Source organism: Oleiphilus sp. HI0132 (assembly GCF_001635845.1).
On sequence record NZ_LWGJ01001387.1, the window covers coordinates 1 to 610 of the forward strand.

A 610-nucleotide genomic window follows, 5' to 3' on the forward strand; every position below is an offset into this window, starting at 1 on the left:
TTTGATGATGATTTTCGCCTTGCTCGTTGTGGCGACTATGTTACTTCTTAGCCAGCGTCACGAACAAAGCCAACAAAACCGTATTTTTGTAATTCAAGCGATTAGTGAACAGCTTAATGCAGATGGTATCCAGGCAGAGATCAATCCTGAAACAGGAGATATTACAATTATGGATAATATCTTATTCGGGCACGATTCAGCGAAGCTTTCTGCGGAGGGTGTTAAATTCCTAAAGCGCTTTATTCCACTGTACGCGAGAGGTATTTATAAGAACCCTGACGCTGCAGAAGAAGTCGTGCGCGTAATTGTTGAAGGACATTCGAACAAAGTAGGGGATTACGGTTATAACATGCAGCTTAGTTTGTTACGTGCCAATGCAGTTATGCAGAATATTCTTAGCTTTGAGTTTCCTCATAAGACCAAATTAATGAACAAGCTCACAGTGACAGGTAGAGGCGAGACGGAAGCTAACCAAAAAGTAGCAACGAAAGCGGACCGGAAAGTAATGTTTCGCCTTCAATTTAAGGGAACTTATGAAGAGGCGGTTAGGTTGTTAAAATGATTACTCTAGGGGGATTTAAACCATCTACTAAAGCTTGGGACTCGCTTT

At 41.6% G+C, this 610-nt stretch carries 1 protein-coding gene; it reads left to right on the forward strand.

What is annotated here, in order from left to right; all coding sequences use genetic code 11:
- A partial coding sequence (locus A3766_RS21330; RefSeq protein WP_068642944.1) for an OmpA family protein occupies positions 1–562 on the forward strand: 562 nt, incomplete at its 5' end.
- Positions 563–610: the final 48 nt, after the last annotated feature.